Here is a 14,148-nt window from a genome sequence, read left to right as displayed (position 1 = left end):
CCCTTCATGTGCCTTTCTTCCTGACGATGTTGCCGCCTGCGCTTTACCTGTTACAGCCGCAAAACGGGAAGGCACGGACGATGATATGCAACAAGATGCTGCCATTTCCGCTGAGGTGCCGTCGGTAGTACTGCCCATCTGTAGATCATTTGCCCGTTGACTGCAGTAAGATAGAAATACACTTACTGCCACGGTGGAAAAGTAGCGGAGGTGTTTCATGAGAGTAAGTTAAGAAAGCATCATGTGCAAAACAAGCATGGATGTTAACGGGCACACCCAGCCTAAGGACGGCTCATTATGCTTTTTTATCTTTGTGCATCGTTAAAGCGAACAGCAAGACCTAGCCCTTGGCGGAAAGGGGGCTCTTCTCAAACTTTTGCTAGATATCCTTGATAGGTTATAGAAAAGTACGCCTACCGCGCTGCATGCGCGGTAGGTATTTAACTTAGGGGAGTCCACCAGACCGTGAACTACGACCAAAAATATAAGCTGTAATCATAGCTATAGTAAGCAGGTTTAGTAAAGGCCGAAGTATGATAAAACTTCGGCCTTTACTAAACCTATTTGCTTGACTTATCGCAGCGGCTTGATCCAGTAGCTGTATTGGTGGTTCTTGTAAGGAATGCGATACCTCTCCAGAGGCTGGCTGCCCCAGCTGTCCATGCCCTGCATACCTGTTTGCTGCAGGTCAAGGTGCATGTATATGCGGTCGCGCTTCTCCAGTTCGCCGGAATGGTACTGCTTCTTGTTTTGTTCCGGGTCCAGGTCATCCAAGGCGTATGGCAAGGCAGCGAAGTTGAGCAGGCTGTCGGCAAACTCGAACCTCAAACCTCTACCTTTTCTGGACTTTAGCGTTACCCAGCGCACGTCCGATTTGTTGCCGGTTTCCTGCGGACGGGCATACGGGAAATACTGCTCATCCAGTGTTTGCTTATATACTCCTACAAAAGAAGCTGTTTTACGGTCCCAGTAGTTTTCCCATGGGCCACGGCCGTAGTATTCAATGTTTTCGAGAGACTTGCTTAGCTGCAGGTCATTGCCTATACGCATCAACAGTTCATGGTCGCCTTTCAGTGGCTGAATGCTATTGCCTACTTTTATTGTGCCGTCGTTGTAGACTGTGAACACCAGGGAGCTGATGGCATCGCCGTTTACCAACTCCTTCTTAAAAGTTACTTCATAGCCGTTAGCAGTATGGTCGTACCTGGCCCCGGTCAATTTGCCGGATTCGTAGGCATTACGCCACATGCGCTTCGATTTATTGTAGCCTGCGCCGATGTCATTGTCCGTGGGGGCACGCCAGAAGCTTGGCTTCGGACCTTGTTGCATCAGCGTGTCGCCTTTCAAAACATAGCCACTCATGGTGCCCCTCATCTTGTCAAAGGACACGCTAAAGTCCTTGCCTGTCAGCACCAATTCGTCGTCCGTCTCGCTTACTTTCAAAGTGCCTTTACTGTCTACGACAGTTATGATCGGCTTTGTGTTTTTGGTCAAGGCAAATTGTTCGCCTGCAATCTGGTAATCTTTCTTCAGGAACGGTTCGGCCTCTTTGAGTGTATAGCGGACATTCAGGAAGTACTCTTTGCCGAACTTCTGCTGCTTCTTAAGCGGGATGGGAATGGTTACGCTTTGCTGCGGAGCTACGTTCAGGTACTTTATGTTTCCTTTCTCAATCACCTTGCCGTTCTCTAGGAGTTCCCAGTTCAGTTGGTAGTTAGCCAGGTCCCGGAAGAAGTAGCCGTTCTTCACCTCTAGGTTTTTGTTCCCGTCATACTTGGTCTTGATGTGCTGGTATACTTTCTTCACCTCAATGGCCATTGGTGTAAGGCCCCGGTGGGCGGTAACGACACCTTTAATACTGAAGTTGTTATCGCTTATGTTCTGGTCAACAGGACCTTCCAGCGGGAAGTCGCCACCATAGGCCATAATGCGTTTCCCGTTCTTTACGGTGTCGATGGCTTGGTCTATCCACTCCCAGATAAAACCGCCCTGCAGGTAGGGTTGTGTCTCAATCACATCCCAGTAGTCCTGGAAGTTACCTAAGCTGTTACCCATGATGTGGGCATACTCGCTCATGATCAGAGGCCGTTCCGGGTTGCTTTGTGCGTACTTTAAGAGCCAGTTAGGGTGAGGATACTGCGGCACGATCACGTCTGTATTATAGTCCGACTCGGCACGCTCATACTGCACTGGGCGGAAGTCCTTTTGCTTTAGCCAGTCGTAAATCTCATAGAAGTTCGTGCCGTTGCCGGCCTCGTTCCCCATCGACCATATTACCACTGAAGCAAAGTTTTTGCTGCGCTCATACATGCGTGCCACGCGCTCAAAGTGGGCATTTCGCCACGCCTTGTTGTTGCCAAGTGTGTGCTGCAGATTGTAGCCAATGGCATGAGACTCGATGTTAGCTTCCTCCACGACATACAGGCCGTACTCGTCGCATAGCTCCAGCCAGTACGGGTCAGGCGGGTAGTGAGAATGGCGCACGGCGTTCACGTTTAGCTTTTTCATCATCTCCATGTCCTTGTGCATGTCTTCTTTGCTCAAGGTGTGGCCTGTGGTAGGGTTGTGTTCGTGGCGGTTCACGCCTTTCAGGAAAACACGCTTGCCATTCACTAGAAAGTTCTTGTCCTTGATTTCCACAGAACGGAAACCCAGGCGCTGTGGCACCACTTCCAGCACTTTACCTTCATTGTCTTTCAGGGTGATGTACAAAGTATAGAGGTAAGGCGTCTCGGCAGACCATGTCTTTACTCTTGGAAGGGTCTTGTGGAACTTGACTTCCTTTTTGTAGTTGCCTAGCACACGCTGCACACCCTTAGTCTTGTCGGTGAAGACAGTTTTACCGGTAGCGTCTACCAACTCGATCTCGACGGCAAACGTATCGGCCTTGCTATGTAGAATATTCTGGTCAATCTTATAGTTGTTAATCTCGGCAGTCAGGTCGAGCACGCCGTTTGTGTATGTCTCATCCAGCGAGGCGATTGTCTTGAAGTCACGGATATCCAGTCTGGGCGTAGCGTAAAGGTATACCTCACGCTCGATACCCGAGATACGCCACATGTCTTGGGACTCGAGGTAGCTGGCATCACTCCAACGGAATACCTGTAGAGCCACCAGGTTCTCGCCCTTTCTGAGATAGGGTGTAATATCAAACTCGGCGGCTAGCTTGCTGTCTTCGCTGTAGCCTACTTTTTCACCATTCACCCAGATAAAGAAAGCTGATTTAACCGCACCTAAGTGGATAAACACCTGTCGCCCGTCCCAGCTTTCGGGCAGGGTGAACTTCTTGCGGTAAGAGCCTACTGGGTTGTTGTCTTCAGGAATATCATAGGGAGGGTTAAGCTGCCCGCCCCGCTTCGCATGGCCGGCAAATTCTGTTGGCTGGTTCACATAAATAGGTAACCCGTAACCGTTAACCTCCCAGTTTGCGGGAACTTGGAAATTGTCCCAGCTAGCATCATTGAAGTCGATCTTGTAGAAGCCCGACGGGCGCTTTCTTGGATCTTTTACCCAGTTGAATTTCCAGGTGCCATTAAGCGACAGGTAGTACTCAGACTTTTCTTTCTGCCGTTGCTCGGCCAGTGCCCGGCTTTCGAAGGCAAACGAGACGGCCCGCATGGGCATCCGGTTGAGTTCCACTACCTGGGGTGTGAGCGTTTCCAAAGGCAGTTGCTGAGCATAAACCGGTATTACAAAGAACAGGGTGAGAAAGAGTGGAAAGAATTTATGCATTGTTTCGTGTGGTGAGAACTTATAAAACATTTATGGATGGTGATGTCTTATTTAATGTGGAGTGAAAACGGCCTGGCTGATCTGTACACTTCTTCCGGAATGGGGGAATTCCGCTTTGATCAATGCAGCATAACTGTTGCCGTAGTTAACCTGCCCAAGCGCTCTCCCAGACTTCCTTTATGTAGGCTCAAGGTTTTGAGAATCGTGCTTAATCATAATTATGAAAGCTTATGTGGCTCTTCCGTTCCTCTCAAAGGGGCAAGGCGTAGGGGTACTTTGGATATAGGCTGCTTCTTATGCCTGATATATAGGTTATAGGCTTAGCTGGGCGGAAAGATCTAATATAGCTATGGTTCGCAGTACCTTTAGATGAAGAGCTTACTGAAAGCCGCTGCATGGTTCTGGCTAGTAAGTGCGGGGCCTCGGCTGCTTTCCTTCCTGCATTGTTTATTCACCGAAGCTCCATCTAGAAGGCGTTCAGAGTGCTCAGCTCTACTTCTTTCTTTAGATGAAGTATAAGCGTATAGCGAGGAATGCATCTCTGTTCTAATGCCTTTGTTGCATAACTGAGGCTTAGTGCAGACTATGCTAGTTCTCCTGGAGGGGCACCGATACATGCGATATCACTATAACATGTATCGGTGTGGTGTCAGGCACACAAAATGCAAGAAGGACACTTTGTATGCCCTTTGCTCTAGTTAAATATCCTCATAAAGTGGTTTTCAAGGTGGTTTCGCATTCCGTTCCGGAGCATTTCCGATGATCCATGCTCTATTATGTCCACAAGGCCTTTATGGGAGACAAACTTCTTGACGGTGACTTCCTTTTTCAGGAGGCCGCTAGCATGTACGTATTGAAAAACCGGCAGCAGCATACTTTGGAACTTCTTTAAGGTACTGTTGCCGGATATTTCATAAAGCTTTCCATGAAAATTTATTTCGTGTTGTATTTGAAAATGCATCGAGTCGGAGAGATCTGGTTCCGTAGATGTAATTTCCTTCAGTTGTTCGATATCCTCCTTTGTTACTCGTTCCATAATAAAGTCGGCCATCCCTATCTCCAGCACCAATCGTAGCTCAAACACCTCTCGTAGCGTTGCTTCGTCAAGTACTTGCGGAATCATGCGTTTTTCTAAGAGCGACAGTAAATCAGGGCTGGTGATGATAGCGCCCCGATGTTTTCTAGACTCAATAAGGCCAACCATTCTAAGCCGCAACAGCGCTTCTCTGATTACGGTGCGGCTTACCCCCAGGCTATTGGCCAAGTCTATCTCCTTCGGGATGGAATCACCGACTTTAAGGTTTTGCTGAACGAGTAGCTCAATTAAGTTAGTCTCTACTCTGTCCACCAGCGAGCTATTATCAACGGCTTTTATCTTGTCAATGAGATTCTCCATTTATTATTATGTATTACTTATTCCGCGACTAAAGTAAAAGGTTACATGCAAATTTAAGAAATTAGTGTTATGAAGTTAATAAATAAAAATGTTTAGCAGAGGTTGGGATTAAAAAAAAAGTTACATACATTTATTATGTCATACATAACGCAAACTAAACCCAATCTTATGAAGCGTAAATGTTTACTCAAAATTTTGTTGTTGGGGCTGAATCTGCTCTTGGCCCCACTACTTCATGCGCAAAACGCAGCCGTCAAGGGGCGTGTGGTTTCAGTAGAAAACAGTCAACCCCTGATAGGGGTTAGCCTGCACGTGAAGGGGACAGATCGAGGCACTCAGACAGATGTAGATGGTAGTTTTAGCCTAGAGGCAACAGCCGGGGATGTCCTTGTTGTGCAATATCTAGGTTTCCAAACCCGTGAGGTGCCTGTGCCAGCCATAGCAACGGGTATGGAGATAGAGTTAGAGCCGGCCACAGCAGAGCTGAAAGAGGTAGTGGTTGTGGGCTATGGGACACAGAGCCGGGAAACTTTGACTGGGGCAGTATCCACCGTCGATGAACAGGTGTTGGCTTCTGCGCCCCGTACGAATGTGGCAACCGCACTACAGGGTACTGTAACCGGACTGAGAGTGCAGCAGACTAGTGGACAGCCTGGTGCCACACCTGACATCACCTTCCGGGGCGGTACGAGCTTTGGTGGTGGCGGATCGCCGCTGGTAATTGTAGACGGGGTGATTTTTCCTTCGCTGTATGGTATCAACTCTGAAGACATTGAAACCATAAACGTACTGAAGGATGCTGCTTCCACAGCAATATACGGAGCGAGAGCAGCTAACGGGGTTATACTTATCACCACCAAGAAAGGTGTAAAAGGGCAGTCGCGGGTAACATACAGCTTGAAGCATGCACAGAACTATATTCGCCGGAACCCCGTGGATTTCATGAGTGCGGAAGACTATATAATCTGGAACAGAAGAGGTCTCGGCAGCAGGTATGAGGCAGCACTGTTAGACAACAATACCGCTGAGGCGAACAACGCGCGCAACCAATTAACCGGCTCCTGGGGCTGGGCCGTTAGCCCTGCCTGGGCATCACCGAGTGGCAAGTACTCCACGCAATTGGTTTCAGATAATAACCGGCAGTTGCTGAATGATCCACGCTGGAACCTGCTGGTTGATAAGAACCCATTTGATCCAACACAGATGGACAGCATTCTGTACCTGTCTACATCGCAGCGCGAGTTGGAGGATATGATTCTACAGGAAAGTACCCTGCAGGAACACTACCTAAATTTCTCTGGAGGAGGTGAGAAAGGTGCTTTCTCTCTTGGACTGGGCACCGTGAAGGATGTGGGTATGGTCGTTGGATCATCCCTTAAGCGGTATAACCTCAACTTTAACGGTTCTTTGGACGTGAACGAGAACTTTAAGGTAAGCCTGAACCTGTCGGCCTATAACGACAAAAACAGGCCCTCTTACCTGACAGCGGATGCAGGTGGATGGCTGGGAGGGGGCTTGATACAGCGTTTCGGAGGCATTGCACCAACAGCCCGCTTTATACATGATGAAACAGGAGAGATACTGCCGGGTGTGGATGGCGGTACCCTAGGCAACCCGCTGTACTTACGCGACAAGTTTATAAATAAAAATGAAGAGCAACGCTACTCTGGTAGTCTGAATGTGGAGTATGAGATACTTCCTGTACTTAAGTTCCTTGCCTCGGCATCCGGATTTATGCGCTATACTAGCCGCGAGAGCTTTACAAAGGCCTACCAGAACGGTACCGGTGGTGCTTTTATTGATACCAGAACTGCTTCGTTTACATTACCACAGGCTAATCAGCATTCTTATAATGCCTTCCTGCAGTATGATAATACCTTTGGGAAGCACACGGTGAGCGTATTGGGCGGTGGTGAGTTCTTCGATGCACGCTTCTACCAGTACAGTGCCGCGGCGCGTGGTGCCTCCACAGACTTTATTCCGTACCTATCAGCCTCCACCGAGGCAATAGGTATTCCGTACTCCGGTTTCTACTCCTGGAACCGCTTGGTGTCTGGTATCGGTCGTCTAAACTATGACTACGATTCACGCTACCTGCTGAACGTGAACCTTCGCTATGACGGTACCTCGCGCTTGGCCGATAACCGTTATGGACTGTTCCCAGGTATATCGGCAGGCTGGAACTTACACAACGAGTCTTTCTTCACAGGTTCTTCCCTCAGCGATTACATCAGTACGATTAAAACACGCGTGAGCTGGGGCCAGAACGGAAGTATAGACCCACTGAACGACTTTGCGACAGCGGCAACATACGGCGGTACAGGCATCTACGGTGGCCATGCGGGCTTCGCACCTAACTTCCTGCTTAACACGGCCCTAAAGTGGGAGCGAGCCTCTTCACTTAACTTCGGATTAGACCTGGGCTTGTTTGACAACCGCATCACCTTCATCGGCGATTACTTTATCCGCGATATCTATGATAAAATCACCTCGCTGAGCATACCTGGCTGGACAGGTTACAGCAGCTTCACAACAAACCTGGGTCAGCTTCAGAACCGGGGCGTGGAACTGGAGGTCAGAGCCCAAGTGATTCGCCCAACACAGCCAAGCGGCTTTAGCTGGGACGTAAGTGCCAACTTCTTTCATGTGAAGAACTACGCTAAGAAGTTGCCAGACAATGGCTTGGAAAAGAACAGACAAGGTACCTACCAGGTATACGATCAGGCATCGGGCAAAGTAATACACGTGGGAGGCCTGCAGGAAGGCGAGCGCGTTGGTTTAGATGAGATTTGGGCCCCGGCTTACGATGGCCTGTACTTGTCAGAAGCTGACCTAGAGGCAGACGCTAACCTATATAACTCTTACTTGCCGTACCGCGACAAGACAGTAAAGCTTTTGGGTGACGCCCGCTGGAGAGACTTGGATCAGAATGATACCATCGACTTTCGCGACAGGGTATACGTGGGCCGATCAATCCCAACGGTAATGGGCGGCTTTGGTACCAGCTTCAGTTGGAAAGGGTTTAACCTGTACGGGCAGTTCGACTTTGCCTTAGGGCACATGATTCTGAACCAGTCCAAGCTCAGAGGTTTATCGCAGGTGCAAGGCTCGCAGAACGGCCCAATGGACGTAACAAACACTTGGCACCCTGAAAACCCGAATGGCACCCTGCCCCGCTACTACTGGGCTAACTTTGGCCGCAATTACTTCCAAGATGCCGGGGGCGGAACCACCTCCTTTGCCAACTTCTATGAGAAGGGAGACTACCTGGCCATGCGGGAAGTTACGCTAAGCTATCAAGTTCCGCAGGCGTTTTTAGAGAATGCCCTGAAAGGCAAGATACAGGGGCTGCGTCTGAATGTAACGGGTACCAACCTGGTATACTTTTCAGGCTACAGCGGCAACTTCCCGGAATTGGGTGGCAACGATGTGGGCAGGTTCCCGCTGCCGCGAACGATTACCACCGGCCTGAACGTGACACTTTAATTGAACTTTATCAACGAAACAGATATGAGACGTTATCTATCAACTATAAAGTATGTGCTGGGTATCTCGCTGGTGCTGGGCGTAACGGGCTGCAGCGATCAACTGGATGAGGTACAGCCCCAAACATCCCTTAATCGTGACCTGATCTTGTCGGATCCCAACGCTGCCATGACCTTATACTACGGCGTGTATGGATCGTTCAGGAGTTATCATAATACTTTGTTTACGCTGGGAGAGATGCGCTCTGAGATATGGGCTGACGGTCTTTTCACGGAGTCGGAGGATGGTGGCCTCAGAAACTACTATACCCATAACATTGATGCCAACAATGTGCCGGCGGCAAATTGGGCAGGTTTTTATAGCTTACTAGACAAGATCAACACGGCCATTAAGTTGTTCCCGCAGGCACCTGTGCCTGAAGACCAGAAAAGCAGAGTGCTGGCCGAGATGCATGGCCTTCGCGCGTTTGTATACTATACTATGCTCAAAACCTGGGGAGGCGTGCCGCTTTCAACAGAGCCTGTAACGCAGGTAGGGGGCCTGGAGGATCTGTACCGGGAACGAGCCACACCCGAAGCCGTCATGGAGCAGGTAAAGGCAGATATTGAGCAGTCGCTGACCTTGTTCAGTGGTGATAATGCGCTTACTGCCAGCTTTACGGGCACCTCCAAGCACATCTACTGGAACAGAGCGGCTACCCTCACCCTGAAGGGGGACGCTTATATCTGGTCTGGCACGCATATGGGTGGTGGTGGCGCCGATTTTGCCACGGCGCAGCAGGCCTTAGAAGAGGTAACCACCATCGGTGGGCTTGGTTTGGTGGAGAACTATGCGGATCTTTTTAACCCGGCAAGAGAGGCTAATAACCGTGAAATTATCTTTGCCATCAGCTACGAAAAGGATGAAGCAACTGCAGGTGTATATAGCAGCTTTCGTGTCAACACCACACAAGCCAGCACCCTTTTGCTGGACCCTCTCACTAACCCGAGAACGGTGTCACAGGCCTATCCTTTCCTGGCAGGAGCAAGTCGTGTGGGCATGTCTGAGAGCATGATAGAAAAGTTGCAGCATATCGAGGATGAACGGGTGAATGCCACCTTTGAAGTAATGTACCGTAACGTTCCGCCTACCTACCCGATCGCAGGTGTGCTGCTTACCAAGTTTGCGGGTCGTGAAGACGCAGGTGTACAACTCTATGATATAGACTTTCCGGTGTACCGCTACGCCGATGTGCTCCTGCTGCTGGCCGAAGCCAAGGCCAAGCAGGGCATGGACCCATCTGTAGAGATTAACCTGATCCGGGAACGCGCCTACGGCAGTGACTATGTTCCTTACACTGATGGCAGCCAGCAGGAAGATTTGCGCGCTATCTTGGAGGAGGACCTGCGGGAATTCATTGGCGAGGGCAAACGCTGGTGGTCGTTGCGCAGAGCCGGCGACGAGTGGGTGTTTGAATATGTAGATCCGGTGTACCTGGCGTCGGAACAGGCGTACAAACTCTTGTTGCCGATCTCAGTGGGCATGCTCAACTCTGATCCTAAACTGAAACAGACACCAGGCTACTAGCCTGTTCATCACATGTTTTCTCTTTACTGTGTTGTAGTGAAAGGGCTCAGCTTTGCACCTAGTGTTCTGCTGATGCCCTTTAGCACAGAACGGGTGTGCCTGTGTTGGTAGCTTTCTCCAATGAAGGAGTAGCCTTTTAAAGCTTTGTCGATACGCCTTGAGCGGAGGGAGGCTCTACATGCGCTTCATCCTTTTCCTAAAAAAATTAAATTCTATAAACACACAATCGAATGCAAATAAAACATTTACAGGGCCTTATTGCGGCTCCTTTTACACCTATGCATCCTGATGGCAGTTTGCACCTGGAGTTGATTCCAGCCTATTACACCCTGCTGAAAGCAAATGGGAATACAGGGGCTTTTATCTGTGGTTCTACCGGCGAGGGAGTCTCCCTCACTATTGAGGAGAAGAAGCGTGTAGCCGAGGCTTGGGCTGCTGCCATCATAGATGACAAAGATTTTAATATCATTACATTAGTGGGTGGTACTTGCTTGCAGGATGCCGTAGAGCTGGCGCAGCACGCTCACCGTATCGGTTTGTTTGCTGTGGCGTTCACAGGCCCCTCCTATTTTAAGCCTGCGAATGTGCAGGTGTTAGCCGACTGCTGCGCAGAGGTGGCGGAGGCTGTACCGGAGATGCCCTTTTACTATTACCATATCCCGGTACTTACAGGGGTGAATTTTAACATGATAGACCTGTTGAAGGAGGTAGAAGACAGGATCCATAACTTTGTAGGAATCAAATATACACACGAAGACTTTATGGATTTTATGTCCTGTCTCCACTTCAAGTGCAGCAAGTATGATATGCTCTGGGGACGAGATGAAAACCTGTTGTCAGCCTTGGTGCTAGGTGCGAAGGGTGGGGTAGGCAGTACATATAATTATGCAGCCCCGCTATACAGCAACCTGATCAATGCCTATAACAGGGGAGACATGGAAGAAGCGCGCAGCCTGCAGCAAAAGTCCATTGATATGATTGGCCTGCTAGGCAAGTACGGAGGCATAGCCACGGGCAAGGCCTTTATGAAGTTGGTTGGCCTCGACTGCGGAGAGTTCCGCCTGCCAGTCCGTAACATGAGTCCAGAGCAGTTCAGATTATTTAAAGAAGACGTGGTTGCGCTCGGTTTTGCTGAGTATTGTTCCCGCGCACCCGAAACAAAATATGCTTAACTAAGCCTGATGAAAAATATCTTTCCTATACTTCTTTTTTTATTTGCCTTTGCCTCCACAAGGGCAGAGCAACAAAAGCCGAATAACATTAACTGGTCTGTTGCCGCGACACTTCCTTCCACTCCTGGTCAACAGGTACAGCGTGGTTTGGCTGGGCCGCTGGGTGGCGTGCATAATAATGTGTTGCTGCTTGCTGGCGGAGCTAACTTCCCGGAGGGCTTACCCTGGGAGGGAGGCAAAAAGAAGTACTGGCAGGATGTTTTCGTTTTGCTGAAGAATGAGAAAGGGGATTATTACTGGCATGATAAGACCTATCAGCTGCCGCAGCCCCTGGCCTACGCTGCCAATGCAACCACCGATCAGGGCATCATAAGTATAGGCGGGGAGAACGACGAAGGCATACAGAAGGCAGTACAGTTACTGCAGTGGAATCCTGCCGCTAAAGAGGTGGAGATAAAAGTACTGCCCCCGCTACCCCTGCCGCTGACCAATGCCGCCGCCGCCGCTATAGGAAGCCAAGTATATGTAGCAGGAGGTGAAACTACAGGCAGTGTTAGCAGTGCTTTCTATCGCTTGGATCTATCTACGCCTGACAAGGGCTGGGAAAAGCTGCCCGACTTGCCAACGGCATTGTCGCATGCCGTTGCGGTGGTGCAGTCTAACGGCGAGTACCCGTCTTTGTTCTTGATTGGCGGCAGGGCCAAAACCGCCTCTGGCGTAAGTGAGCTTTTCGGCACCACCTTCCGCTACGATCCTAGGAAAAACTACTGGAAAAAACTTAGCAACATTTCTGACGGCAAGGGAAAGGAAACAACGCTTTCTGCCGCCACTGGTGTCGTAACAGGTGCCAATTACATTCTGATCTTTGGCGGCGACAAGGGCAATATTTTTTCACAGATAGAGCAGTACAATGCTGCCATTGCCAGCACCACCGACGGTGCCGAAAAGCAAAAGCTGGAAGCTGCCAAACTGAGACTGCAGACGGAGCACAAAGGCTTCAGCAAGGACATTTACCTCTACAACACCGTTACCGACGCCTGGACCAAGACTGGTACCCTGCCATACGGGCCTGTTACCACCTTCGCCACCCGATGGGGCCACGACATCCTCATCCCCTCTGGGGAGATCAGACCGGGTGTGCGTACTGCAGAGATATTGAAAGGAAGCCTCACTCCACAGCATTACTTTGCCTGGTTAGATTATATAGTGGTCGTTCTATACTTGCTCTTGATGGTGGGCATCGGTATGTGGACCTCCCGGCACCAGGATACCACCGATGATTACTTCCGGGGAGGGCAACGCATCCCGGGCTGGGCGGCTGGCTTAAGTATTTACGGAACGCAACTGAGCGCCATCACCTTTATGTCAATTCCAGCAAAGACTTATGCCACCAATTGGAGTTACTTTATACTTCAGGTCACGATCATCTTGGTCATCCCCATCATTACCAACTACTTTATACCTTTCTACCGCAGGCTACAGATCACATCGGCCTATGAATACCTGGAGAAGCGCTTCAATTATATGGCACGTGCCATGGCTTCGCTTTTATACATCATGTTGCAGTTAGGTCGCTTGGCCATTGTGCTTCTGCTACCAAGTCTTGCGCTGACGCTGGTGACAGGCATAAACGTGAACCTGTGCATCGTGCTGATGGGGGCGATCACAATTTTTTATACGATGAAAGGCGGCATTGAGGCGGTCATCTGGACGGATGTGGCGCAGGTGGTTATACTCCTGGGCGGTGCGCTCGTGTGCCTTGTGATGATACCGTTCCAACTGGAGGCGGATGCAAGCGCTATTTGGCAAACAATCCGGCAGAACGAGAAGCTCAACATCATCGACACCACGTTTAGTTTTGCTGAACCGACACTGTGGGTGGTGCTTTTAGGTGGCTTGGCGATCAACATGATTTCCTATGGAGCGGATCAGTCGGTAGTGCAGCGCTACATTACCACAAAGGACGAAGCAACTTCGAAGAAAAGTATGCGCCTGGGTGCTTGGATGGCACTGCCTTCTGCTATCATATTTTTCTCCATCGGCACCATGCTGTACCTTTTTTTTAAAGAGCATCCGGAGAGGGTAAACTACCAGCTCCAAAGCCAGGATTCGATCTTCCCATGGTACATTGTCACCGAGCTGCCGGCAGGAATTACCGGCTTACTGATTGCGGCAGTTTTTGCGGCAGCCATGTCTACTTTGAGCAGTAGTATGAACTCAGTGACCACAGCTATCATTACGGACTTCTACAGACGTTTTGCGCCGACTCGATCAGACAAAAGCTACCTTAGCTCCGCCAAATACCTGACCCTAGCAATTGGGGTGGTGGGTACCTCTCTGGCGCTAGTGATGGCGCAGTGGGGCATATCCTCGCTCTGGGACCAGTTCAATATGATCCTGGGGTTGTTTACAGGGGGGTTGGGTGGCCTGTTTGTGTTGGGAATCTTCACTACGAGGGCCAATGCCAAAGGTGCTGTCTCGGGACTGTTGGCAAGCGGTGTTGTACAGTTCTATATCAGCCAATATACTAATATTAACCTGCTGCTCTATGCTTTTACAGGACTGCTGGCCTGCGTGGTTTTTGGCTATTTGTTCAGCCTGCTGTTCGGTGGGCAGGAACGTGAGCATGAGGGCCTGACAGTCTATGATAAGAAGGCTTCGCAGAGCAAAAACACCAGTAAGGACAGGGCAGAGATAAAGGTATCCTGAATCCTAAAACATAAACTTTTTGTCAGCATTTGAATGCCCGACGAAGGATGGGCAAAGCCTAATAGTATAAGTGATGAGTAAAGCTAA

General features: G+C 49.8%; 6 protein-coding genes. 4 read left to right on the top strand and 2 right to left on the bottom strand.

The annotated features are described in order from the left end of the window. Positions 1 to 573: 573 nt before the first annotated feature. Together CHB92_RS23435 and CHB92_RS23430 are read right to left on the bottom strand one after the other, a co-directional pair. Complete coding sequence (locus CHB92_RS23435; protein WP_089321673.1) at positions 574 to 3,732, bottom strand: glycoside hydrolase family 2 TIM barrel-domain containing protein; 3,159 nt, start codon at positions 3,730 to 3,732, stop codon at positions 574 to 576. 694 nt (positions 3,733 to 4,426) lie between these two features. Beyond that, complete coding sequence (locus CHB92_RS23430) at positions 4,427 to 5,128, bottom strand: FadR/GntR family transcriptional regulator (RefSeq protein ID WP_089321672.1); 702 nt, start codon at positions 5,126 to 5,128, stop codon at positions 4,427 to 4,429. 168 nt (positions 5,129 to 5,296) lie between these two features. Here CHB92_RS23430 and CHB92_RS23425 point away from each other — a divergent pair, with 168 nt between their 5' ends. From CHB92_RS23425 to CHB92_RS23410, 4 genes are all read left to right on the top strand, one after another. Continuing rightward, positions 5,297 to 8,614: a SusC/RagA family TonB-linked outer membrane protein gene (locus tag CHB92_RS23425; protein WP_089321671.1), complete on the top strand. Its 3,318-nt coding sequence runs from the start codon at positions 5,297 to 5,299 to the stop codon at positions 8,612 to 8,614. Positions 8,615 to 8,638: 24 nt separating this feature from the next. Then, positions 8,639 to 10,180 carry a RagB/SusD family nutrient uptake outer membrane protein gene (locus tag CHB92_RS23420; RefSeq protein ID WP_089321670.1) on the top strand — a complete coding sequence of 514 codons (1,542 nt, stop codon included), beginning with the start codon at positions 8,639 to 8,641 and terminating at the stop codon, positions 10,178 to 10,180. A 230-nt stretch (positions 10,181 to 10,410) separates the two neighbouring features. Further along, positions 10,411 to 11,352, top strand: a complete 942-nt coding sequence (locus CHB92_RS23415; protein WP_089321669.1) for a dihydrodipicolinate synthase family protein — start codon at positions 10,411 to 10,413, stop codon at positions 11,350 to 11,352. Positions 11,353 to 11,361: 9 nt separating this feature from the next. After that, entirely contained in the window at positions 11,362 to 14,061 is a 2,700-nt protein-coding gene (locus tag CHB92_RS23410) for a sodium:solute symporter family transporter (protein WP_089321668.1), read from the top strand. Positions 14,062 to 14,148: the final 87 nt, after the last annotated feature.

This window comes from Pontibacter ummariensis (assembly GCF_900188175.1).
Taxonomy (GTDB): domain Bacteria; phylum Bacteroidota; class Bacteroidia; order Cytophagales; family Hymenobacteraceae; genus Pontibacter; species Pontibacter ummariensis.
Note: the sequence above shows the minus strand (reverse complement) of the source record. Positions and strands in the feature narration are given on the sequence as shown.

What these genes read in the sequence shown, in the direction of transcription:
- CHB92_RS23425 (WP_089321671.1), top strand. Translation starts at nt 5,297, where the DNA reads ATGAAGCGTAAATGTTTACTCAAAATTTTGTTGTTGGGGCTGAATCTG.
- CHB92_RS23420 (WP_089321670.1), top strand. Translation starts at nt 8,639, where the DNA reads ATGAGACGTTATCTATCAACTATAAAGTATGTGCTGGGTATCTCGCTG.
- CHB92_RS23435 (WP_089321673.1), bottom strand. Translation starts at nt 3,732, where the DNA reads ATGCATAAATTCTTTCCACTCTTTCTCACCCTGTTCTTTGTAATACCG.
- CHB92_RS23415 (WP_089321669.1), top strand. Translation starts at nt 10,411, where the DNA reads ATGCAAATAAAACATTTACAGGGCCTTATTGCGGCTCCTTTTACACCT.
- CHB92_RS23430 (WP_089321672.1), bottom strand. Translation starts at nt 5,128, where the DNA reads ATGGAGAATCTCATTGACAAGATAAAAGCCGTTGATAATAGCTCGCTG.
- CHB92_RS23410 (WP_089321668.1), top strand. Translation starts at nt 11,362, where the DNA reads ATGAAAAATATCTTTCCTATACTTCTTTTTTTATTTGCCTTTGCCTCC.